This is a genomic window from Prevotella marseillensis, assembly GCF_900625065.1.
Classification (GTDB): Bacteria; Bacteroidota; Bacteroidia; order Bacteroidales; family Bacteroidaceae; genus Prevotella; species Prevotella rara.
This window is the reverse complement of sequence record NZ_UYXY01000001.1, coordinates 2,107,289-2,130,887: the sequence shown is the minus strand read 5'-3', so window position 1 is coordinate 2,130,887 and position 23,599 is coordinate 2,107,289. Positions and strand designations below refer to the sequence as shown.

The following is a 23,599-nucleotide window of genomic DNA, read 5'->3' as shown; positions in this document are numbered from 1 at the left end:
GCTTTGGCTATAGGTTTGGGAGCGGCTTCTCCTCAAAAAGCATCAGTGCAAGAAATATCGGCAGAATCTTTTGTTTTTATAAGTAATGAATGATATCATCTAAAACTCATGAATATATTTAACTGTATAATAATAGTGCTATGCGTGCTTATATCTGCCGGCTGTGACGTTGAGCGTTCGTCTCACAGCAAGGCATTGTCGGCAATAGACAGTGTGGCCGATGTGTCACCGCGCCGTGCTTTGGCTATGCTCGACAGCATAGTTCCGAAGATAAATGCTGCCGACAAGGCAGACCGGAACTATTACGACCTGTTGCGCATTAAGACAGAAGACAAGCTTTATGTTGCCCATACAACCGATACGTTGATGCTCCGTCTCCTTGATTATTATGAAAACGAGGGCGACAAACGGCTCCTGCCTATGGCATATTATTATGCAGGACGTGTGTATAACGACATGAACGATGACACGCGTGCCTTACCATATTTTCAGAAAACGATAGAATTGGCTGACACGGCTAGTCCGTTGAGATATAAGGCTTATTCGCAGATGGGATATATCTTTCTTTATCAAGGATTGTATTATAAAGGATTGAAGGCGTTCAGACATTCTTATTTGTATAATAAAAAAATAGAGAACAAAAAAAGTCAGGCATATTCATTGTGCGGTATGGCGTATTGTTATCAGCGTGTTAAAAATGAAAGTCAGGCAGCAGAATGTTTTGAACAGGCCTTGAACTTGTCTAAGGAAGCAAATGACAGTTTGCTTGAAACCGATATCCTTGCTCAGATAGCGAAGCATTATTATAAGCAAAGTGAATATGGTAAGGCGTTGATGTATGCTAACCGTGCGTTGAGCCGTGTTAACAGGATAAATGCTAGGGCTGTTTTGGTTATTGTTGCGAAGATATATGATAAGGTCGGCAGAACAGATGAAGCTGTGAATCTGTATGAAAAGGTTTATGATTTAGATAATGTTTATGCCAAATATGGGGCTTCAAAATGGCTTGGACATTATTATTTACGAAAAAATGATTTGATTAAGGCGGCATATTTCTTTGACAAATATGAAACATATTCAGATTCTGTCCAAAATATTATAAAGACAAAAGATGTTGCAAGAATTGATGCAGTTTATAATTATACAGAAAAGGAGAAAGAAAATATCAGGTTAAAATACGAATTGGCTGAAAATAGGTATATTGTTTATATATTTGTTTTTATGTGCATTTCGTTGATTTTTGCCTTTTTTGCTTTTATATCTCATCTAAAGAAAAAGCGTATGTCTGAGCGGATAAAATATGAGAATGAGACAAAGTATCTGAAAGAAAAGTATGAGCAAAGCAGTGCTTTTGTTGATGAAAACAAGCGTAAGATAGAAAGTCTGAATGTCCGTCTTGCTAGAGTCGTAGACTGTAACGAAAGTCTTGCAGCCGAGCTGAAGGCCAGCAGGGAACAGCTTGAGAATCAGAACAGAATAGCCAATATGCAGACTGCAAACAGAGAGCTGTCGCAAAGCAAACTCACTAATTCTGACATATTTAGAAAGATAAGGGCTGTATTGAACGATAACACCTGCGAGAGGTGTGATAAAAAAATACCTAAAGACTATTGGCTGATGTTAGATGCCGAAGTCAACAGACATTATGCAGGTTTTAAGGATCGTTTGACAGAATTATGCAAGATAAGCGAATATGAATATCGTCTGTGTCTGTTGCTGAAAATAGGAGTAAGGCCGGCTGATATATCAATACTGACCAACAAAGAACGCAATTCGGTGTCATCAGCGCGTAAACGTTTGTATAAGAAGGCTTTCGGCAAGGATGCTGAGCCAAAGATGTGGGACGAATTTATACAATCGCTTTAGAAAAAGGAATAAATTTAGAATATTTTGCGAAATAGTTTGCTGGTTTCATTTTTTCTTTTTTATTTTGCGATGTCATAAATTATGATAATGATATATTAAATTTGTGAAATGACGTGCCCTTGAAAATGGCAGCTGAATATGGGCGCTAAGAATAATGTTGCCCAGATGGAGCATGCTGAAATTAAGGCACATCTGATTGATGTAAAAATAGCTGATACACCAATACATTGTAAGGTATACGGCGAGGAGCATTGTGATTACTATTGGTTTAAGACATGTAAAGGCTCCAAGGAATATATCTGAATATATTTTGAAATAAAACTATGCTTAGCCTATGAAAAATATAAAGTTGATATTTGTCTTTTCAATGTTTTCTGCTTTAAATACGTTTGCTCAAAACGTAAATAAGTCTGATTCACTTGTGTCTGACGAGATAGACCTTCAGGAAGTAGTGGTGAGCGAGAAATTGATAAAGCGCGAAGCCGACAAATTTATAGTAGACGCAATAAGGCTGCGCAAGGGCAAAACTGACCTGCTTGACCTGCTGAGCAATGTGCCCGGTATATTGGTTACGGACAACGACATCAGAATACCGGGACGTGACGGCGTAAGGGTTATGTTCAACGGACGTATGAAAACCATCCCTGAGGGTGAGCTGATCAATATACTGAAGTCGCACAGGGCGTCAAATGTGGCAAAGATAGAGGTGATAACATCGCCAGGCGCAAAGTATGATGCAGGAAGCGATTTTGGCATCATAAACATAATAACTGAAAGAGGTGCCGATTATATAGGCGGCGAAGTAGGCGACGATGTAACCTATGCCGACAAATGGAGCAACGCAGCCCGCATGAACCTTAACTATCAGAGAAAGCGCGTTACGGCATCGCTCAATGCAAGCTGGAATTACGGCAGCGTTGCATATACTGAAAGCAATGTGAAATATTTTACAGACATGACGCGAAAGAGCCATACGGACATGGGCTGGCGAAACAACAACTATAACATTTCCGGCTCGTTAGACTTTATGATTGATTCGCTTTCAACAGTAGGCATTGAGGCTTATTATATAGATACATACAGAAATTATCCAAGCACGACCTTTGAGAACACATACGACATGGCCGGGGTGATGACAGAGGAGAGTCGCTCGCCGTCGCTTGAATTGCGTGACGGGCGAAACATGAACCTTAACTTTTATATCGACAGAAACTGGAGCAGCACCAACAGGATATCTTTCATAATGGACCTTTTTAAGTTTGATAACGACCGTGACTACAGTTTCAACTCTTACTATTATGAAAACAGCGTGCAGACGGACAGCGTTGACTATCTTCGCAATCAGGTGGGCGCGCATCTTAAGGGACTGAGCTTTGCGCTCGACTATTCAACTCTGTTGCCCTGGAGCATCAAGCTTTATGCAGGAATAAAGACGTCTCTCACAGAGACGAGAAACTCCTCGCTATATGATTATTCCACACTTCCTGTGCAAAATGACGACTTTACATATTCGGAAGATATCTATGCCGGATATCTGTCGCTCAACAAGTCATTGGGACACTTCGACATGGTGCTCGGCGGAAGATATGAACTTACGCATACAAAGTCGGAAAACGGCAACGGGACATTGGCAACAGACAACTACGGCAGACTGTTTCCGACTGTGAATGTGATGTACAGGTCGGGCAACGGGTCAACCTTTGGCGTCAGCATTTTCAGCGGAATAAGACGTCCGGGCATACAGGTGGTCAATCCGTTTACGGCTTATCTGAGTGCCAACTCAACAGCCCAGGGCAACCCTACAATAAAGCCAAACTACTGGTATGGAGTAAGACTTTCCAACAACATAGTGCTTTGCAGCGGACTTGAACTCGGGCTGGAGCTGAGGGCTGCAAAGGAGTTTGACTGTATAGGACAGGTTACACAGATGAATGCTGCCGACGGCTCTTCGAACACGCAATGGCAGAATGCTTACGACAAGGAAGGCTGCGGAGTGGACCTTAGCCTCTATTTCACAAAGCTGTCATGGCTGAGGGCTTATATCTTTGGCGAGTTGTTTTATTGTAAAACCACTGCCGACAGCTGTTATAGCTTGAGCAACGAGCATGTTCTCAAGGCTTTTGCCATGGGCGACTTGAGGTTTATTTTCGACAGACGCCGTAATCTTACAGGATATGTTACCGCCACTTATTCGGGGAAAGACAAAAATGTGGTTCAAACTATTGATAGCAGATTCTCAATGAGTTGCGGTATTGCTTATTCGTGCCTTAAGGGCCGCCTTAATATGAAGTTGGGAGTCAGCAACTTGTTTGCAGGAAATGTTAAGGGTGTAAGTATTTCAAACAACGGAATGAGCATGCATTTCTACAACGACTATTCGCCTTTGTCTGTAACCTTGGGCTTCTCGTATAGTTTCGGCAAGGAGATACGCAGCAAGAGAAAGACCTACAGCAACAGCGACATAAAGAGCCGATTCTGATATAATGGACGGTTATTGACCGTAATGCCTGTGCCGTAACAAAAGACTCTCTCTGATGGCGTTGATGACAACCGGCTAATGCGGCTGCATCACGGAATTCAATAAACCCGAATCGCTTATTGAGATTCGTTCTGTATTTTTGCTTTCTATTGAGCGAATTTTCGTTAGATTTTTCGCAGTCATAGCGGACTATGTAAAGAAAAGGCGAACAAAAAGATGCCAATAGAAATCAAATTCATATTATGACACGCTTTGATGTGCATGTGTCTTTCAAATCAGCAACCGGCGTCATGCTTTCATCTGATATGGAATGATGAAAGCATGACGCCGGTTTATGTTTATATTGCAACTGGTTAGTCAGCTAATCAGAACAGCGTCAGCGAGTAAAGATATATAACAGCAGCAGGCATGGCCATGAGCGACGAGTCGAAACGGTCGAGCATTCCGCCGTGACCGGGCAGAATGTTTCCGCTGTCCTTTACGCCAAGGGTGCGCTTGAAGAGCGACTCAACAAGGTCGCCCCATGTGCCGAATACAACTACAACAAGACCAAGGCCCATCCACTGCGGTATGGTAAGTCCTGATGTGTTGCCGTTCTGTGCGTCGAGATATCCTATCAGCCATGCCACGGCCAGAACGATGATGGCGCCACCAATGGAGCCTTCCCAGCTCTTGCCGGGCGATACGCGCGGAAACAGCTTATGCTTGCCGAAGAGTGAGCCGCTGCAGTAGGCGCCGGTGTCGTTGGCCCAGAGGAATATGAACACGCAGAGCGGTATCATGTAGTTGTAGGCAACATTGCCGTCGGGAGTGGCATTGAATGCGAGCACGTTGATGGTAGAGAAGGGCAGGGCGATGTACATCTGTCCGAGCATGGTGTAGGCCCAATCGTTTATCGCGTTCTCCGTCTTCATGTAAAGCTCGCTGATGAAGAGATATACTATTGTAAGCAGATATGGTATGAACACGGCACCGCTCTGAATCATTCCGCTGCAGAAGCCTCCTACGGCAAGAAAGAAATATACACCGGCAACAGTGCTTATAAAGCGGTTTACCTGTACGCCCTTTACGTCGTTCACCAGTCCGCAGTATTCCCATATCGTCAGTCCTGTTACGAGAGCAAACAGAAACTCCATGGCGATGGGTCTCATGAAGCATACCACGATGGCTGCCACAAAGAACACGCCCGTGATGCTTCTTACAATAAGGTTCTTCATCTTGTCACTCATATCTCATCTATTTTGTTTCTTGAGAATTTTCATTGCCGTCAGAAATGCCGGTTTCAGCATTGCTTTCAGATGCCGGTTCCTGATTTACGGCGTTGTTGTCAGTCTCGCTGCTTTCGGGCAGAGCCTTGTCGCTTTCGCCTTCAGCCTTAGAGTCTTTTCCCTCTTCCTCCATAATCTCTTCAGAACGGCTAACCCACGGACGCTTGCCGAATATTGTCTCAACGTCTTCAGCAAATATCACCTCGCGTTCAAGCAGCATCTCGGCCAGCTTGTTGTGGCCATCCTTGTGCTCTGTAAGAATTTTCTTCGCGCGGTCGTATTGCTCGTTGATCATCTTCAGCACCTCGTCGTCCATTATCTTGGCGGTTGTCTCTGAGTAAGGACGCTGGAAGTTATACTCGTTGTTGTTATAGTAGCAGATGTTGGGCAGCTTGTCGCTCATACCTGCGTAAGCTATCATGCCGTAAGCACTCTTTGTAACGCGCTCAAGGTCGTTCATAGCTCCTGTTGATATGTGTCCTGTGAATAGCTCTTCGGCAGCACGTCCGCCCAGTGTGGCGCACATCTCGTCGAGCATCTCCTCCTTTGTTGTTATCTGTCTTTCCTCAGGCATATACCATGCTGCACCGAGTGCTCTTCCGCGCGGAACGATAGATACCTTTACCAGCGGGTTGGCGTGCTCGAGGAACCATGATATCGTGGCATGTCCAGCCTCGTGCAGCGCGATGGTGCGGCGTTCGCCCTGGGTCATAACCTTGGTCTTCTTCTCCAGACCGCCGATAATACGGTCTACGGCATCGAGGAAGTCCTGCTTGCCGACAAACTTCTTGTCGTGGCGGGCTGCTATTAGCGCAGCCTCATTACATACGTTGGCTATGTCGGCACCAGAGAATCCCGGAGTTTGACGTGCAAGCATGTCAATCTCTACAGACGGGTCGGTCTTTACAGGTCTTAGGTGAACCTTAAATATCTCCTTACGCTCATTGAGGTCAGGCAGGTCTACATTGATCTGACGGTCGAAACGTCCGGCACGCAGCAGTGCCGAGTCGAGCATGTCGGCCCGGTTGGTGGCTGCAAGGATGATTACGCCGCTGTTGGTGCCGAATCCGTCCATCTCTGTCAGCAGGGCGTTGAGCGTGTTCTCGCGCTCATCGTTTCCTCCCATTGCCGGATTCTTGCTTCTTGCACGTCCCACGGCATCAATTTCGTCGATGAATATGATACATGGCGATTTCTCCTTTGCCTGGCGGAACAGGTCGCGCACGCGGCTTGCTCCGACGCCCACGAACATTTCTACGAAGTCAGAACCGCTCATAGAGAAGAACGGAACTCCGGCCTCGCCCGCAACAGCCTTTGCCAAAAGAGTCTTACCGGTTCCCGGAGGACCTACGAGCAGTGCGCCCTTAGGAATCTTGCCTCCAAGGTCGGTATATTTCTTTGGATTCTTCAGAAACTCAACAATCTCCTGCACCTCCTGCTTGGCACCGGCCTGTCCGGCAACATCTTTAAATGTGATGTTAATCTCGGCTCCTTTTTCATACATCTTTGCCTTGCTCTTGCCCACGTTGAACACGCCTCCGGCGTTGCCTCCGCCTCCGCCCATGCGGCGCATGAAGAACAGCCAGATGAACACAAAGAATAAAATAGGTGCAATGTTGAAAAGAATGGTGAGCAGGTCGCTCCCTTTCTTGTTCTCGTAGTTAAGGTTGCCCTTAAACTTTCCGGCCTGACGCTCCGCATCGACAAAGCTTTCAACCTTGTCGGCGCTTCCGAACTCGCTGGTTACAAAAGGAGTCTTGCCCACTTCTTTCGTTCCTGCCTTAAACACGTCGCGTATGTGCTCGGCCTTAACATACATCTTCAAGGTGCTTTCGTCCTTGTTGAGCACAATCTCCGAGGCATAGCCTTTTGTGACGTATGCCCTGAACTCATCGTAAGACACCTTCTTGCTTGCGCTTCCGCCGATAGAGTCGCCTCCCATGAGGTAGACGCTTATGAGGCCGATTATCACAAGCATGTAAATCCAGCTCATGCTGAATTTGGGCATCTTGTTGTTTTTATCTTGCTCCATGTTGTTTCTGTTAATTTGTTCGTCTAAACTAACTTAAATATGTTTTTTGAAAATTTCTTTGGTAAATCCAATCAGTCTAAATCAGGTATCCGGGTCTGTTTTGCGTCTTCCCAAAGATTTTCCAGATTGTAATATTCGCGCACTTCGGGCAGGAATATATGAACCATTACGTCTGTATAGTCCATTGCCACCCACTGTGCATTGTTGAGTCCTACAACGTGAACCGGCTTTTCTCCGGCGTGAACCCTGGCAAATTCTTCAACAGAGTCTGTTATCGCCTCTACCTGCGAAGGCGAATTGCCCTGACATATTATAAAATAATGACAAATTGTGCCTTCAATGCCGCTCAGGTCGATTATGTTAATGTTTGACCCTTTCTTCTCTTGAATACCTTTAGTTATTGTCTCAACTAAATTTTTTGTTTGTTCCATTAATAAAATAAGGTGTTATTTATTTTCTGAATTTTTTTATCTCTGAGGAAAAAGAATTTTCATTCTGTTTTTACCCCTAAAAATGTATTTTATTTTATGCAAAGGTACACTGATTTATCGTAATTCGGGTAAAAAAACGTATTATTTTGAGATTTTTTAGAAAAAAGTCGGTAAAAATGTTGTCAGTTAAAAAAAAATGCGTACCTTTGCAATCGCAATCAGGAAACAAAACGATTGCAGACATAAAATTGGGATATGGTGTAATGGTAACACTACAGATTCTGGTCCTGTCATTCCTGGTTCGAGTCCGGGTATCCCAACAAAAAGATGCAGCCTAAGGGTTGCATCTTTTTTATGTAACAACTATAAGGTGTCTTGTCAGGAGAGTTTGTGGCCGGATAATATTGGCACTGAAAATTTTTTCGGGTCACATTTGTAAAGTTATATTAGTTGCCGGCAGTAAAATAATCCCTTACCCTGAAATTCCCATTAAATATTTACAGTCTCAGTTTCTGTTCATACTCGCTAAACAATATGGATATAGATGCAAAATTATTTGGTTCTTCCGCAATTTAGTTGAAGCCAAGTTCACTAAACGCCATCTTATTTCTTAGGAGGTTTAGAGAGGCCTTCCCGTACATCATCATTTTTACAACTTTTAGCTTATTTACGAACTCTTCAACGGATACCATTAGAAATGTCGTATAATACGGCATTTTGTACAGCCTTGATATCAAGACTAATTGTATTTGACTAATTGATTCTTTCTAATTGTCATTGTTCAAATTGTCATCGGTGATAACATTTATAATATAACGCAAAGAGATTATTTCAACTAAATTGCGGAAGAACCAATTATTTGCGGTTTGTGTCAGTAAAATTGTTATAACAGAAACTCATCACTCATCACATTCGTGCGTATGTGGCTGATTTTCAGAAGAATACCGCGTGATGAGTTGCAGTCTGAACTCATAACGTATGGGGACAGACCATGAGGGCGTGACGAGTTGGAAAGTCAACTCGTCACAGTGTAATTGCCTGATATTCAGCTTTCTACATCGTGATGTGACGAGTGATGAGTTTCTGTAAAAAATTTTTTAGTTGTGTGTGTGTTGTAAAAGGCGGCATATTATAGCGTAAAAGACCGTCTTTTGCATCTTAATATGTGGCCTTTCGGCGTGCAGAATGATGCCTTTTGCATCATGTTACATTTACTTCGAAGATTTGTTCTTAACGTCTTGGCACGCCGTGCAGCTGTTGGTGCATATCCGTGGCGGCGTTGTCTAATATCTGGCAGCCATTCTCCAAAAGAAATGATAGAGCCTGAAGACGGGCTCCCATAGGCTCTCGCCGGGGAAGATGAGCATGAAGCGTGCGTCGCGCACAAGTCTCTGTATGTTCTTTTTCAGTTGACTTCCGCGGTATTTGTCTATGCGCTTGTCGTAGAAGCCGAAGTTGCCCGAGAGCATAATCTCGTTGAGCAGAAATCTGCCGAGCCGCTCGTCTGCCTTGACTATGAGATATTTGTCGTCGAGACAGAATACCTTCTGCATCACGTACATCACCGCCGTGGCCATCTTATAAAGTCCGCAGCGTTTCAGCGTGCGTGTGTCAGCCTGCTGTTCGGCTGCCGTGAATCCCTGGCGCAGCACGTAGTAATAGTCTAAGAGCTGCTTTAGACCTATGCCCTCATGAAAAAAGTGGTTTGAGATGTGTGCCATCTGATATATGCGGTTGAATGCTGCTGTGGGCACGGCTATGCTACCGGCTCCGTCGGGCAGCTGCACAATGTTTGCAAACTGCTCGCCGGCGTTCTTGCTGAAATAGTCCTGCAGTCTGGCGTTGCTTATCAGATTGTTCATAAACTGAGGGCGGTAGTGCAGCTCAACGGTGGTTCCGCCATAGTCGGGAAAGTCTGTGTGGTGATAGCATCGCTTGCATCCAGGAGCCATATAGCCTACGGTCTTCATCACCTTCCTGTATCCTCCCTCTGCCCATATGTCTATGTCGCCCGGCGTGCGCATGTGCGGGTCGGGGTAGAGCAGGGCGTTTCCCTGTCCTTTAAGCAGGCAGGTGCGGAGTCCTTTGCGCCTGAATGTTTCAGAAACTTTAGCTGCGTTGACGTTTACCTTTGTATTGAGTTTGGCTATCTGGCGGCTTAGGGCAAACCATCTCATGGTCATCTCCTTTTCGGGCAGACATTCTTTGGGCAGGCGGTTAATGCCATGGAAGATTACGCCCTGAAGGTTTTGTTCCTTGGCCATGCGGAACAGTATCGGCCAGTCGGCGGCAGTTATGCCTTCGGGAGCCGGCTGTGATTCGTCAATAGAAAACCGCAGAAGCTGAAAAAACTTTGATGTCATTGTGCTGCAATAAACGGGTTATTTGCATTTAGCGTACAGATCCTTCAGCGCTCCGCGTGCAACTCCGCTTCTTACGAGCTGGTCGAGCAGGGCTTTTGCCTCTCGCTTCCTGTTCATACTGATGAGCACTTCTGCCTTTGAAATGATGTAGTCTTGGTTGTCGGGCTCGCGTTTCAGCGCCTCGTTGTAGTCATACAGTGCCGTTTCGTATGAGCGCATCTCTTTCTCGAGTTCGGCTCTTGCCGCATAGACGATGCTGCTGTCAGGGAACATTTCAACAAGATTGTTGAACTCGTCCATGGCCTGTGCGTTGCGCTTTAGCTGTATGTATGTGTATGCCAGTCCGAGTCGTGCCTGCATGTTGCGCGGTGACATTCTCAGAAAGTCCTCATAGTCGTTTCTTGCCAGTTCATGCCTGCGCATGTTGTTGTTGGCGTAAGCTCTGAAGTAAAGTGCCGAAAGGTTCACCGTATCCTTTTTCAGAATAGCGTTGCATGTCTCGGCTGCGTCTTCCCATTCAAGCAGCTGAAGGTTGACGGCAGCTTTCTGCAGCAACAGTTCCGTAGAGTCGGGATGAAGATAAAGCTGGCTGTTTATTACAGATAAAGAATCACGCCATTGCTTTTGCGTCTGCGCCTTTAGGGCGGTGACGCCAAGCAATAGCGTGAGTATGCAGATAATTTTAATTTTCAATTTACTTATCTATGTTTATTGTTCTGACCGTCTTGCCGAAAATCAGTCTTCGTCTTTGTTCTCGGCGTCGATGGCCTTAATCTTTTCGCGTACAAGGTTCATGTCATCCTTAAGCTTCTGAACCTTTCTGTTCATTTCGTCGATGAGGCTGTTGCCCTTCTTGCTCGAAGCGTTAAGGAATCCGAGGTTGTTCTCGTAGGTCTGAACTTCCTGCTTGATTGCCTCATAGCGGCGCATCAGGCGTGCGCGTTCGTTGTCGAGAGCGTCAGCGCCCTTCTCTGCAACGTTCTTCAGGTTGTTCTTGAACTTGTCGAGACGGCGGCGTGCTGTTGATATGTTAAGCTCTTTGTAAAGCTTGTCCAGTATGTCGTGATACTCTTTGTAGAGCTTGTCTTTTTCCTTAAACGGAACGTGGCCTACAGCGTTGTATTCGTCGATAAGCTCGCGCACTTTGTCCTGTATGTTGTCTTCGGCATTCTCAGCCAATGCTTTCAGCTGTTCTATTATGCCGCGTTTCTTCTCGAGGTTGGTGCGCTCCTCGTTGCGTGTGCCGGCGTTGGCGCTGTTGCGTGCCTCAAAGAAGTGGTTGCATGCAGTGAGGAACTCGTTCCACAGCTTGTCGCCAAGTTTCTTAGGCACCATTCCTATGGTCTTCCATTCCTTCTGCAGGGCTATCAGCTTGTCGCTTGTCGACTTCCATTCGGTGCTGTCCTGCAGGGCCTTTGCCTGCTCGATGAGTGCTCTCTTCTTGTCGGCATTCTCAGCAAACTGCTGCTTCATATTCTTGAAGAATTCAGCTTTCTTGCTGAAGAAGTCGTCGCAGGCAGCGCGGAAACGCTCAAAGATCTTTACGTTCATCTTCTGCGGAGCGAAGCCTATGGTCTTCCATTCAGCCTGTATGGCAATGATGTCCTTAGTCTTCTTCTCCCATTCGCCTGCGGTCTTTATTTCTTCCTTGGCTATTTCTTCAATTTTCTCGCACAGCGCTGTCTTCTTTGTGAGGTTGTCTTCCTCTTTTGCGCGCAGCGATTCGAAGTGCTGCTGATGGCGCTTGTTAATTATAGTAGATGCTGCCTTGAAGCGTGCCCACACTTCCTCGCGCAGTTCTTTTGCAACAGGACCTGTCTCACGGAACTCCTGATGCAGCTTCTGCAGCTGGTGGAATGCGCTTATCACGTCTTCCTCTGTGCCGAGCTTTTCGGCAGCCTCGCATATCTTTGTCTTTATTTCAAGATTTTTCTTGAAGTCGTATTCGCGTGCCTCGCTGTTTAGTTTCAGCAGGTCGTAATACTGCTCAACGTAGAGCTGATAGTTGCGCCACAGCTCGTTCGCCTTTTCTGCCGGCACGAGCTTGATCTCTTTCCACTCCTGCTGCAGCTTCTTGAAGTCCTGATATGATTTGTTGGCTTCTTCGGGCGAAGTAACCATAGCTTTGATCTTCTCGATGATGTCGAGCTTTTTCTTCAGGTTTTCCTGCTTTTCTTTTTCCTGCTCAAGGAACAGTTTGGCGCGTTTTTCCTTTATTACGCCCATCTCAGCCTTAAACACCTCTTCGTCTTCGTCAGGAAGCACTTTGTAGTTTGCCGGGTCGCCGCCTCCCTCAAGATATGCTTTCATGTCAGCTTCTCTTTCGGCAAAGTGAAGTTTGTAAAAGATTGTTTTGAGGTAATCTATTTCGCCTTTCTGAGGATGCTCGTCGCTGTGTGCGATTTCTTTCACCCTTTCTATTATTTCGCTTTTGCTTTTATATACTTTTTTCAGTGCGGCAGCTTCAGAACTTTCTGAGACAAATTCTCCTGTTTCGGTGGTGTCGGTTGTCACTTCTGCGTTGTTTTCATTGGCAGCGCAGTTTTCTTGCATGTTGTTATCGGTTAGTTCAACATTCATTTTCTCAGTGTTCTCTTGGCTGAGTGTCTTTTCTTGAGAGTCCATCATATAACTTTTTATTCGTTCATGAATTGATTTTCAGGTAAAACCTTAGGTGTGCAAACTTAATTAAAAATATTGTAAATACCTAATAAATTTGGAAAAAAACGTTTTTCTTGGGTTAAATGAGCCTTTTGTGGCGGAAAATCCACCATGATATGCCTGAAATGAGCACGGATACTATTATGGCTATCACGAAGCCGTATTTCCATTGTTCCATGCCGTTTATGAGGTTCATTCCGAGCAGGCTGGCTATGAGCGTGGGGAACATCAGGATAATCGACACAGAGGTGAGCGTACGTATCACGGTGTTCATGTTGTTGTTGATGATACTCGAATATGTGTCCATGGTAGATTCGAGAATGTCAGAGTATATGTTTGTGGTTTCGCGCGCCTGGCTCATCTCGATGTTTACGTCCTCAATCAGGTCGGCGTCGAGTTCGTCCACCTGCAGCTTGAACTTCAGCTTTGCCAGAAGGTTCTCGTTGCCGCGGATGGATGTGATGAAGTAGGTCAGCGAGTCTTGCAGTCTTGACAGGCCTATGAGCGACTCGTTGTTCACTTCCTTGTCAAGGTTGCGCTTTGATTTTTCAATCAGGCTGTTTATCTGCTTCAGCCGTTTCAGATACCATACGGCCGAAGAGAGGAACAGGCGGAAAATCATGTCGACGTAGTCGGTGAAGCCCTCGCCGCGCTTCTGCTGATAGCTCACGAAGTCTATCATCATGTTTGTTTCGTGAAAGCACACCGTGATGGTTACGTCTCGCTTGTGTATTATGCCGAGCGGCACGGTGGTGTAGGGCGTTCTCGACCTTATTTCCTTTACAAAAGGTATACGCAGGATTATGAGCATCCAGCCGTCATCGTATTCATAACGGGCACGCTCATCATTATCGCTGATGTCAGAAAGGAAATAATCGGGAATCTTAAATTCATTTTCAAGAAGACGCTGGTCTTCTTCCGTCGGGCATGTCACTTGTATCCAGCAGTTAGGCTCCCACTCGCCAATCTGCCTAAGGCCTTTGGTTGTGTTCCAATATGTTCTCATTTGCTAATCCTCCGAAACGGTTATGACTGCACGGCGGTCAGCATCAATGAGCAAACCTCCGCGCCTACAAGTTCATATTTTCCGCGTAATAATCGTCCATGAATAAATTAAAATTTCTGTTTTGCGGTGCAAAGATACTGCAAGTTGGGCTAATCTCAAAATAAAAATGAATGAAATGAATTTTAATTTTGTATTTAAATTGTGTTACAATGGCTTGTTGCGTTTCTTTGTTCGGTTTTTGTCGTGTTAGTTGTGCTTATGTAAATTAAAGCAAGGCTCTATAGCCTTTTTGTCGGCGTATAGAGCCTTGAGGCCCCAATCGGTCATTCCGCAGCATGTGTCTTAATCCTATTAGCAGTCTGATGCTTTCTCTGTCTTGTTCTTTTATATTGTCGTCATGCCGTCTGATGTTTTGTTTGTTTGGCCGTCATTTCAGCTAAAATTCAGACTATAATAGGCTCAATAGATAACATTGATTCTGCCGAATACTGATGACCAATTGGGGCTGAGCTGCCATTTTGTGTTGACTGTATGTGTAGTGCCGGTCTATTCGGGCAATATCGAGACGGATATCGGCGCATAGTCGGATGGCGAGAAGCGGTTCAGTAGCTTCGATGCGGTGTATGTGCCGCGGAAGTTGGTCAGTCCGCCAAAGTTATACAACACTCCGTTTACACATTCTGTTTCGCCTGTCCAGCTGAATGTGCCGAGCATCTTCAGCGGTTGCGGGTTGCTGCTGCTGCCTGCCTCGTAGCGTACTACTGAGCCGTCGCTCAAGGCATAGATATAGCCGCCGGCAACGCCAATGAAACTAAATTCGGAGGCGAGCGAGTCGGCTGGGGCACAGCGTTGCGCCGTCAGTTTGTTGCCGTCTATCATGTATGCCGTGTGCCGGCTGTCGTCCAGCAGCCATGTGTTACCCCTGCCGTCAGATGTGGCGCGTGTGCTTTCGCTGAATGTCGTGCCGTGTGCTGTTTTGCCGTCTGCCGTTGCTGTTATGTTGCCGTTGCTGTCTTTGTCAAGTATGTACGCGCAGATGTGAGTGTCGGTTACGGCATAGATAATGTTGTCGTTAATGCTGGCGGCTTTTACTTCTCCGTTGTGCGTGGCGGCAAGGTTCCATTTTCCTGATGCGAGATAATATATTCCGCCGTCGCCTATGATTACGGGTATGCCGTTCCAGCATGCGCCCTGACCGCTGACGGGCATGTCGGCGTATGTTTTTTCGGCGCCTGTCGCCATGTCGTATGAGCGCAGCTCGTTGGTCGTCACGGTCTGTTCATATCCCAGGTTGGTCTTTTCCACTATGCCTCCGCCCATGTATATAGTGGTGCCGTCGGTGAAGTGAGTGGTGGCAGAGCCGCTGTTGCCCAGCTCGCCAAGTTCTTTGTAGACGATGTTCTGCTTTACGCGCAGCGTGTTTACAGAGGCCTCGCCTGCAATAGAGAACTTGCCTTTGGCCTCGCCGTCGGCGTTCAGGATGACATAAGGGCAAGCCTCATATTCCTGACCTTTCTTTATATACACGATAGGCTCCTTTTCGGGATAGGTGGCGTCGGGATCAGTGAAGCTGAAGCTGCTGCCGCTCACTATCCCCAGCTGCTGCATGCTGCTTTCAGACGAGCGTCCGTTGTATATCTTTACATACATTTTGCCGTCGCGGTAGCAGGCAGATGTCAGCACCACTCCCGTAGCCTCGCTCTCTGCTGCCGGCTGTTTCACCACAATCTGCATTGAGTCTGCCGCGGCGCGCGTTTCGGTCGCGTTGCTCAGGCGTATGTAGCCTATGCGCTCTTGTCGGGTGATGTTGCGTGCAGCAATAATCTTTACGTTCTCGCCGCCTTTGCCTCCCATCTGCGACAATTGCAGCCAGTCGGCCGACGATTCTGCCTCCCATGGCTGTGCCGTGGGTATGGTTACGTCGGTCTGTTGGCCTTCTGCCGACAGGCTGACAATGCTGTTGTCGGGAATAATTGGGTCGGGGTCAGGGCCGGGCGACAGTTCTTCGTCGCTGCTGCATGATAATGTCAGTGGAAGTGTGCATGCCATGATGCACCATAGTGATAGTTGATAAAAGTTTTTCATTGCTTTATATTTTTTATTAACGATTGCATGTTGCGAAAATATAAAGTCTTTGTGTTCTGCATTTCACGGCTTTCCGTGATTTTTTATTTACAGGTGCAATAGGTGTTGTGGCTCTTTTTATATCTTGTAGCGCATCAGTTTATGGCGTGTTGTCGTTGTTGCAGGTTGATGTATGCCGTATAAATTTTAGACGTTGTGTATCGTCTTGAAAATCAGTCGGTTATGGCTGCGCTTGCAAAAGATGCCCTTTTGTATTCCGAAAGACGACCTTTTAGCCTCTGAAAGCTGCCCTTTTGCAGTGCGTTTTGTGGCCTTTTGCAAATCGGCTGTGTGCATCGTCATTAATTTGTCGTGCCGGCATGATTTTCAGCTTCTTGTCGTGTGGCGTGTTTATGGCGTTCTTATGCAAGGTGCTGCAACAGAAAAGGCGGAAGGTTCGGGGCTCATTTTGCCCTTTGCCTTCCGCCTTCAGCATGTATTAGGTTTGTGTAATTTTTATCGTTTCAGCTAAAATTATTTAGCTGGAATCTCTTCGAGAGTCTTTACGAGCAGATCCCAGAACTTGGTTGTTGACGGCCAGTGAGCACGCTCTGTCGGAGTGTGGGGCGACAGCAGTGTCGGACCGAACGAGCAGATGTCGAGACCCGGATATTTAGACAGGATGATGCTGCACTCCAGTCCGGCATGAACCACCTGAACTGTCGGCTCCTCGTTGAACAGGTTCTTGTAGATGTTGCGCATAACCTTGATCAGTTCGCTGTCTGTGTTGGGGTCCCATCCGCCGTAAGCGCCGCTGAACTCAACCTTCATTCCGGCCATGTTGAAGCAGCTCTCGAGCGATGTTGACAGATCCTCTTTCATTGTCTCGCTTGAACTGCGGGCAAGAATCTTGATGGCAGCCTTGCCGCCGTCGATGTCAACTATTGCAAGGTTAGATGATGTCTCTACAATTTCAGGCATTGTGGGGATATAGCGCCATACGCCGTTGTGTGCTGCGTAGATGGCGTCAACCAGGTTGTCCTGAATTTCCTGCGGTACGATCATTTCGGGCAGTGCTACGTCCTCGGCTACAACCTCGATGTCACTCTCTATGCCTTTGTATTCGTTGTTGAATGTCTCCTTATATTCGGCAACGATAGCCTTCAGGTCTTCAACGTTCTCTTTCGGCAGAGTGAGCACTACTTCAGCTTCGCGCGGAATGGCGTTGCGCATGTTTCCGCCGTGCCAGCTTGCCAGGCAAGCCTCGTCTTCTGCTATAGCCTCGCGTACGATTCTTACCATCATCTTGTTGGCATTGCCGCGGCCTTCGCATATTTCCAGACCAGAGTGTCCTCCCTTCAGGCCCTTTATTGTTATTTTAACGGCTGCGTCTGTCTTGTCGCTTTCAGCCTCCTGATAGTCGAGTGTGGCTGTAATGTCAACGCCGCCGGCGCTTCCTATGATGAGCTCGCCCTCCTGTTCGGTGTCGAGGTTGAGCAGAATCTCGCCCTCAAGTTCGCCTCCGGGCAGTCCGTTTGCTCCGTACATGCCTGTTTCCTCGTCGGCTGTTATCAGTGCCTCGATAGGTCCGTGCTTCAGGTCTTTAGCCTCCATGACAGCCATGATGGCAGCCACGCCCAGACCGTCGTCGGCTCCGAGAGTTGTGCCTTTAGCCCTTACCCATTCGCCGTCGATGTAAGTTTGTATCGGGTCAGTCTCAAAGTTATGAGTACTTGTCTTTTCTTTTTGTGGAACCATGTCCATGTGTGCCTGCAGAATCACCGTCTTGCGGTTTTCCATGCCGGGTGTGGCGGGCTTGCGCATAACGATGTTGCCAGCCTCGTCTTTAAATGCTTCAACGCCTGTGTTTTTTGCGAAGTCGAGCAAGAACTGCTGAACTTTCTCCAGATGTCCTGACGGACGTGGAACCTGTGTCAGTGCATCAAAGTTTCTCCAGATGCACTCCGGTTTGAGATTTTTAATTTCGCTCATAGTCATTATAGATTAAATTGTTATCAGGTCAGTCCCTCCGCGCCGTATGCCGGCACTTCGGTATGTCCATATTTATTGTTATATGTTTGCCGAAATCTGTGTTTCCGCCGTATGTGCGGCGTGTCTCTTCTTGGTGAATGCCAGCGCTGCCCATCCGTATATGCCGAGCAGTATGACCAGCATGGTCTGCACCGTGTGTACTATCAGCACAAAGTAGAGGGCGTTAGTGTCGCTCACGCCGTAGAGGATGAGCATGGTCTTCACGGCAAAATGCCACGGACCGGCTCCGTTAGGCGTTGGGACAATCACTGCAATGCTGCCCACCACAAACGTTACAAGGGCACACTGGATGCCCAGCGACGACGTGAAGTCGAAGCAGAAGAACGTCAGGTAGTAATGCAGAAAATAGCTTACCCATATCCCAAGAGTGTAAAATATGAACAGGGGAACGTTCTTTACGCTTTTCAGCGATATCACTCCCTGCCATATTCCGCCCATGGTGGCTTTCACCTTATTATATATTGAGAGCTTTTTTAGCAGTATGTGGATCAAGAAAATTGCGGCTATGGCGCATGCTGCGGTTACGATATAGCCTGTGGTTGAGAACCGGTTGATGATAGAATCCATGCTTGTGCCGGTCTTTGAGAAGAATGTCGTGAACACTCTCATCTGCATCAGCAGTGTCAGCATGGTGACAAACAGCATGAGCAGCGTGTCGATGGCTCTTTCGGTAACAACGGTTCCGAGAGCTTTCGGAAACGACACTCCGTCGTATCTCTTGAGCACTCCGCAGCGCGTGAACTCTCCGATGCGGGGTATTACGAGGCTTGCTGCATAAGAAAGGAATATCGAGTTGACCGACGTTGAACTTCTGGGATATTCGCCGACAGGCTCAAGCGTCTGTCGCCATCTCCATCCGCGGAACATCTGGGCAAGTATGCCGAACGGGAACGACAGCAGCATCCATGTCCAGCTCATCTCGTTGATGAGTATGTTCTCGATGCTTCTGAAGTCGAAGTCGCGGTACATCCAATAGAGTATCGCCCCGCCGAACAGCAGCGGAAATGCTATTTTGAGTATGTTGTTTACTGTTTTTCTTGTATTCACGCTTGCCAAATGTTTTCTTTCCAGACCGTGCAGAGCCTTGCTTAAGCCTTGTGGCTTGCTGTCGACCCATGCCTCATTCGGTCTGCCGCATGCATTATTGTCTATGCAAACTTACAATTTTTTTTTCAAAATACGCGTCTTGACACTAAAGAATTATATTTTCTTTAGAGCTTTTTTGCCGTTGTGTGCGGTATGTGTGTACGCTTGTTGCTGTAAGGTGTATGGTTTATTGCCCTGATGCACACTTTTTTATGTGAAACGGAGGCTTAGTCTTGGGTGCAGGTGTTCAGTTGAAATACATGGTCGTTCATCACAAATCAGTCGCCGAAGTCTGTCGTCCGGCTCCTTCTGTTTCCGTATCTTTTCTTGAGATATGCCGCAATGGTCCTGTCGTTATGCTTGTCCGCGCAGATCCATATTCGGCTAAGGCTATTGTAGCGGCATGGCAGCTTGCCGTATCATGAGTTTGTTTTGCTTGATGATTTTGTGCAGTTCCCGGTGGCAACGGTATTGCAGTGGCTGTCATATTGCCTTCATGGTGGAGAGTGTGCAGATGTATGCCTTTTGTAAAGATAAGAGGAAAATGCATGGACGGAAAGTTTCTATGTTTTGTTTGGTCTTGTCTGGTGATGATATCTTTTGCCCGGTACATGCCATAAACTTGGCAGACATATCGCAGACATGCAGATAAATTGTTGCAGGAAAACGCCTTTGTAACGATATTTTATTATCATTTTAATATGTAATACAGCGGCAATGTTGGATAATAGTTATATTTTTGCAAAATAAATTAATATAAGTGTTATTGCTGTTGCAGCGCCGGCCGTATGCCGTATTTGCCGCAGTGCCGGCCATGATGCATGCAACAGGGACATGAAAACGGACAAACAATAATCAAAGAAGTAGGAGTTATGGCCAAGAACAAAAAGGAGAAACGTTATGTTGAGCGTGATGTAAGCTGGATGTATTTTAACCATCGCATACTTCAGGAGGCTCAGAAGGAAAACATACCATTGCTTGAAAGACTCTCATTTTTGGGTATTTATTCTAACAACCTCGACGAGTTTTTCCGTGTACGCATGGCTTCGCTCAGCCGTCTGCTTGAGTCTGATAATAAGGAAGTGCGCAGACAGCACGACACGATACGCAAGACCATGGCGAAGATAAACAAGCTCAACTCTGCCTACAGCCAGGAGTACACCTCGGCTATAGACCATGTGTTCGACTGCCTGGAGAAGCATAACATAAGAATGCTTGACGAAACGCAGCTGAACGATGAGCAGAAAAGATTTCTGACAAACTTCTTTCACGAGCGCCTTAACGGCTACACAAACCCTATATGGTATTCGGAGATAGGCGAGATAGGGCAGCTTGAGGACAACCGTATTTATCTTCTTGTCAGAAAGACCGACATAACGAGCGGTTCGTCGCGCCCGAAGAGCAGTCTGGCCATAATAAAGGTGCCCGACAGGGAGAACGGACGCTTTATCAAGTTGCCGTCGTCGGACGGCTTCGACAATATAATGTATCTCGACGATGTGGTTAGATACTGCCTTCCGCTGATATTCATCGGCTTCAAGCCGGCCGTATTTGAGTCATATTCGTTTAAGTTTACAAAGGATGCCGAGATGGAGATGGACAACGACTCCGACTACGGCGTGCTTGAGAAAATTGCCAAGGGAGTGAGCAGCCGCAGGCACGGCGAGCCCGTGAGACTTATCTACGACAAGAGCATGCCCAAGGAGATGAAGAAGAAACTGATGAGCAAACTCAATGTGAGCAAGCTCGATGTGTCTTTGGGCAGCAGCCGTTATCAGAACCACAAGGACTTGATGGGATTCCCCGACTGCGGCCACGACGAACTGAAATATCCGAAGTGGGCTCACGTGATGAAGCCTGAATTCCTTGCTCAGGAGAGCATCCTTGACCAGATACGCCGCAAGGACCTCTTCATCCATGTGCCGTATCACTCGTTCGACGGGTATATCCGCCTGCTGCGTGAGGCTGCGCTGAAGCCGGAGGTTAAGACGATAAAGACCACATTGTACCGACTGGCCAAAGACTCAAAGGTGGTTAAGGCGCTGATATGCGCCGCACGCAACGGCAAGAAGGTTACGGCCGTGGTTGAGCTTCTTGCCCGTTTCGACGAGGAGAGCAACATACGCTGGAGCAAGCGCATGCAGGAGGAAGGCATAAACGTGATATATGGCGTGGAGGGACTTAAGGTTCACTCTAAGCTGCTCTATATAGAGTCGACCAAAGGCAGCATTGCCTGTGTCGGTACGGGCAACTTCCATGAAGGTAACGCCAAGGTGTACACCGACTATCTGATGATGACGGCGCGCAAGAGTATCGTGGCTGAGGTTAAGAAGGTGTTCGACTTTATCGACCGTCCGTTCTCGCAGTTCAGGTTCAGAGAGCTTATGGTGTCGCCAAACTCGATGAAGACAAGGATAATAAGTCTTATCGACAAGGAGATAAAGAATGCACGCTCGGGCCGCGAGGCATGGATAAAGATGAAGATAAACCATATAACCGAGCCGGACGTTGTAGAGAAACTTTATGCCGCCTCGAAGGCCGGCGTGAAGATAGACATCGTGCTCAGGGGCAACTGCTCGCTCGTAACAAGCCGTCAGGGACTTTGCGGCAACATACATGCCGTGGGTATAATAGACCGCTATCTGGAGCATTCGCGCATACTGATATTCGGTAATGCCGGCAATCCGAAGTTCTTTATCGGCAGTGCCGACTGGATGCCGCGCAACCTGCTCAACCGCATCGAGGTGATGGCTCCGGTTTATGACGAGGACATGAAGAAAGACCTTATGCGCACGGTTGACTACGGACTGCGCGACACCACCAACGGACGCATCGTGGACGGCAGCGGAGCCAACGTGATACAGGAGGTTGAAGACGGCCGCCCGTTCCGCTCGCAGGAGGAGCTTTACAACGCATATATGGCTGAAGCCAGGGCTGCCGGTCAGGGCGAATGATTTCGGTCAGTTTCCAAAAGGTGGCATTTTGGCCTGTAAAAGGTGCCCTTTCGTCATGTAAAAGACGGCCTTTTGCAGCCTAAAACATGGCCTTTTGTATTGTGGTTTGTAACGACTTGTGTATCAATGTGTTACACGATACATGACTTGCCGCGTGAAATGATGATTTGATAAACAGTTTTAAAATTAAAAACAGATATGAGATTAGCAGCTATTGATATAGGTTCTAACGGAGCGCGACTGCTCATAAAGAACTTCAGAACAACCGAAGACGGCACGCAGCAGATATCACGCGTGATGTATATGCGTGTGCCCCTGCGCCTGGGTTCAGACGTGTTTACGCTCGGCAAGATTTCTAAGGAGCGTATGCTCATGATGAAGCACATGCTCAAGGCTTTCAAGCAGATAATGAAACTCAACCAGGTTGACGACTACAGGGCATGCGCCACATCGGCCATGCGTGACGCCGAGAACGGCAAGAAGGTGCTCAACAAGCTCCGCAAGTCAACAGGCATAGACATAGAGATTATCAACGGCAGGGAAGAGGCGCGACTGCTGTGCAACAACATCGTTGAGAACATCGGCAGCGCAAAGGGCAACTATGCCTATATCGACGTAGGCGGAGGCAGCACCGAGATTTCTCTGCTTCACGACGGCGCGCTCACTCACAGCCAGTCGTACAACATCGGTACGCTGAGAATGTTGGGTGGCATGGTGTCAAAGGAGACCGTCGAGAAGATGAAGACCGACCTGAAAAGATTTGCCAAGGACATGCCCGACATAAGGATAATAGGTTCGGGCGGAAACATCAACAAGCTGTTCAAGCTTACACATGCAAAGCGCGAAAACAGATATGTTACGGTTGATGAGATAAAAGACCTTTACTCTAAGCTGAAGGTGCTAAGTGTAGAGGAGCGTATAGAGCAGTATGGGCTCAAGGTAGACCGTGCAGACGTTATCATTCCTGCAGCCGAGATATTCATCACAGCGGCCGAGGCTCTTGGCTGCGACTCAGTGCAGGTGCCTAACATAAGCCTTGCCGACAGCATTGTAGACGGATTTTACCGCGACAAGTATTCAGCCTGCGACATCAAGCCTGAGCAAAGCGACGCTGATGAGGCAGGCGATGATGAAGACTGATGCTTCTGTGCAGCATCGTTGATGCGGCTTAAAAGAAGGTACAGAAATATATTCAGCATGACATTTTGTCTTGTGGTTCAGACAAAATGTCATGCTTTTTTATGCTGGTACGTAAGTTGTAATATATCTTAGTGAGAGCCGACAACAAGATTTGAAGCTCATCACAGAACAGAAATAAAAAACAATTAAAAATAGGA

At 47.0% G+C, this 23,599-nt stretch carries 15 protein-coding genes and 1 tRNA gene; 6 read left to right on the top strand and 10 right to left on the bottom strand.

The genetic code is table 11. The features are described 5' to 3' along the window. The first annotated feature begins 108 nt into the window (after positions 1-108). The 3 genes from EJL04_RS08630 (at position 109) to EJL04_RS08625 (ending at position 4,345) form a co-directional block, all read left to right on the top strand. Positions 109-1,866: a tetratricopeptide repeat protein gene (locus EJL04_RS08630; RefSeq protein ID WP_125104668.1), complete on the top strand. Its 1,758-nt coding sequence runs from the start codon at positions 109-111 to the stop codon at positions 1,864-1,866. A 138-nt stretch (positions 1,867-2,004) separates the two neighbouring features. After that, the gene (locus tag EJL04_RS16365) at positions 2,005-2,169 is read left to right on the top strand and encodes a hypothetical protein (RefSeq protein ID WP_164511739.1); all 165 of its coding nucleotides are present in this window, start codon (positions 2,005-2,007) and stop codon (positions 2,167-2,169) included. Positions 2,170-2,200: 31 nt separating this feature from the next. Continuing rightward, complete coding sequence (locus EJL04_RS08625) at positions 2,201-4,345, top strand: outer membrane beta-barrel protein (RefSeq protein ID WP_125104667.1); 2,145 nt, start codon at positions 2,201-2,203, stop codon at positions 4,343-4,345. Between the two features lie 365 nt (positions 4,346-4,710). On the opposite strand, the gene EJL04_RS08620 is transcribed toward EJL04_RS08625, so the two are convergent. From EJL04_RS08620 to rsfS, 3 genes are all read right to left on the bottom strand, one after another. Next, positions 4,711-5,574: a phosphatidate cytidylyltransferase gene (locus tag EJL04_RS08620; protein WP_021853620.1), complete on the bottom strand. Its 864-nt coding sequence runs from the start codon at positions 5,572-5,574 to the stop codon at positions 4,711-4,713. 7 nt (positions 5,575-5,581) lie between these two features. Next, entirely contained in the window at positions 5,582-7,645 is a 2,064-nt protein-coding gene (gene ftsH, locus EJL04_RS08615) for an ATP-dependent zinc metalloprotease FtsH (RefSeq protein ID WP_241209968.1), read from the bottom strand. A gap of 71 nt (positions 7,646-7,716) precedes the next feature. Then, the gene (gene rsfS / locus EJL04_RS08610; RefSeq protein WP_021853618.1) at positions 7,717-8,076 is read right to left on the bottom strand and encodes a ribosome silencing factor; all 360 of its coding nucleotides are present in this window, start codon (positions 8,074-8,076) and stop codon (positions 7,717-7,719) included. Positions 8,077-8,325: 249 nt separating this feature from the next. On the opposite strand from rsfS, the gene EJL04_RS08605 reads away from it, so the two are divergent. Continuing rightward, positions 8,326-8,396, top strand: a tRNA-Gln gene (locus tag EJL04_RS08605). A gap of 963 nt (positions 8,397-9,359) precedes the next feature. Here EJL04_RS08605 and EJL04_RS08600 read toward each other — a convergent pair. The 7 genes from EJL04_RS08600 to EJL04_RS08570 form a co-directional block, all read right to left on the bottom strand. After that, a complete protein-coding gene (locus EJL04_RS08600; protein WP_125104666.1) occupies positions 9,360-10,439 on the bottom strand; it encodes a nucleotidyltransferase domain-containing protein in 1,080 nt (359 codons plus the stop codon). A gap of 18 nt (positions 10,440-10,457) precedes the next feature. Further along, a complete protein-coding gene (locus tag EJL04_RS08595; RefSeq protein ID WP_125104665.1) occupies positions 10,458-11,132 on the bottom strand; it encodes a tetratricopeptide repeat protein in 675 nt (224 codons plus the stop codon). Between the two features lie 42 nt (positions 11,133-11,174). Continuing rightward, positions 11,175-13,019, bottom strand: a complete 1,845-nt coding sequence (locus tag EJL04_RS08590) for a DUF349 domain-containing protein (RefSeq protein WP_420899306.1) — start codon at positions 13,017-13,019, stop codon at positions 11,175-11,177. A gap of 160 nt (positions 13,020-13,179) precedes the next feature. After that, a complete protein-coding gene (locus EJL04_RS08585) occupies positions 13,180-14,106 on the bottom strand; it encodes a magnesium transporter CorA family protein (RefSeq protein WP_021855035.1) in 927 nt (308 codons plus the stop codon). Positions 14,107-14,652: 546 nt separating this feature from the next. Continuing rightward, entirely contained in the window at positions 14,653-16,191 is a 1,539-nt protein-coding gene (locus EJL04_RS08580) for a BACON domain-containing protein (RefSeq protein ID WP_125104663.1), read from the bottom strand. 513 nt (positions 16,192-16,704) lie between these two features. Further along, positions 16,705-18,162 carry an aminoacyl-histidine dipeptidase gene (locus tag EJL04_RS08575; RefSeq protein ID WP_053398978.1) on the bottom strand — a complete coding sequence of 486 codons (1,458 nt, stop codon included), beginning with the start codon at positions 18,160-18,162 and terminating at the stop codon, positions 16,705-16,707. 78 nt (positions 18,163-18,240) lie between these two features. After that, positions 18,241-19,269 (bottom strand): lysylphosphatidylglycerol synthase transmembrane domain-containing protein, encoded by a 1,029-nt coding sequence (locus tag EJL04_RS08570; RefSeq protein ID WP_125104662.1) that lies wholly within the window; start codon positions 19,267-19,269, stop codon positions 18,241-18,243. Positions 19,270-20,180: 911 nt separating this feature from the next. Here EJL04_RS08570 and EJL04_RS08565 point away from each other — a divergent pair. Both EJL04_RS08565 and EJL04_RS08560 read left to right on the top strand, forming a co-directional pair. Continuing rightward, a complete protein-coding gene (locus EJL04_RS08565) occupies positions 20,181-22,262 on the top strand; it encodes an RNA degradosome polyphosphate kinase (RefSeq protein ID WP_125104661.1) in 2,082 nt (693 codons plus the stop codon). A gap of 198 nt (positions 22,263-22,460) precedes the next feature. Further along, complete coding sequence (locus tag EJL04_RS08560; protein ID WP_125104660.1) at positions 22,461-23,402, top strand: Ppx/GppA phosphatase family protein; 942 nt, start codon at positions 22,461-22,463, stop codon at positions 23,400-23,402. The last annotated feature ends 197 nt before the right edge of the window (positions 23,403-23,599 follow it).